The following is a 743-nucleotide window of genomic DNA, read 5'->3' as shown; positions in this document are numbered from 1 at the left end:
CACGACGGCGCTGCCACCATGGATTGGATGGAGCAGGAGCAGGAGCGCGGCATCACGATCACCTCCGCCGCGACCACGACCTTCTGGAAGGCTCGTGACGGCAAGATGCACCGCTTCAACATCATCGACACCCCCGGCCACGTCGACTTCACCATCGAAGTCGAGCGTTCGCTGCGCGTGCTCGACGGCGCCATCGCGCTGCTCGATGCCAATGCCGGCGTTGAGCCGCAGACCGAGACCGTCTGGCGCCAGGCCGACAAGTACCGCGTTCCGCGCATGATCTTCTGCAACAAGATGGACAAGATCGGCGCCGACTTCTACCGCTCGGTCGAGATGATCGGTTCGCGCCTCGGTGCGCATGCCGTTGTCATGCAGCTGCCGATCGGCGCCGAGACCGAGTTCAAGGGCGTCGTCGACCTCGTCGAGATGAACGCGCTTGTCTGGCGCGACGAGACGCTGGGCGCTGCCTGGGATGTTGTCGAGATCCCGGACGACCTCAAGGCTCGTGCCGAAGAATACCGCGAGAAGATGATCGAGGCCGCCGTCGAGATGGACGAGACGGCGCTTGAGAATTACCTCGAAGGCAAGATGCCGTCGAATGACGAGATCCGCGCGCTGATCCGCAAGGGCACCATCGCGGTCAAGTTCTACCCGATGTTCTGTGGCTCGGCCTTTAAGAACAAGGGCGTGCAGCCGCTGCTCGACGCCGTCGTCGAATATCTGCCGTCGCCGGCCGATGTTCC

Annotated in this window: 1 protein-coding gene; it reads left to right on the top strand. The window is 63.3% G+C overall.

Going from position 1 to position 743, the window contains the following annotated elements:
* Nucleotides 1-743: GTP-binding protein (locus EN893_RS36335; protein ID WP_128362281.1), on the top strand; the 743-nt coding region annotated here is incomplete at both ends.

The organism is Mesorhizobium sp. M7A.F.Ca.CA.004.04.2.1, from assembly GCF_004022825.1.
Classification (GTDB): Bacteria; Pseudomonadota; Alphaproteobacteria; order Rhizobiales; family Rhizobiaceae; genus Mesorhizobium.
The sequence above is the reverse complement of the archived record's forward strand: the minus strand, read 5'-3'. Positions and strand labels throughout refer to the sequence as shown.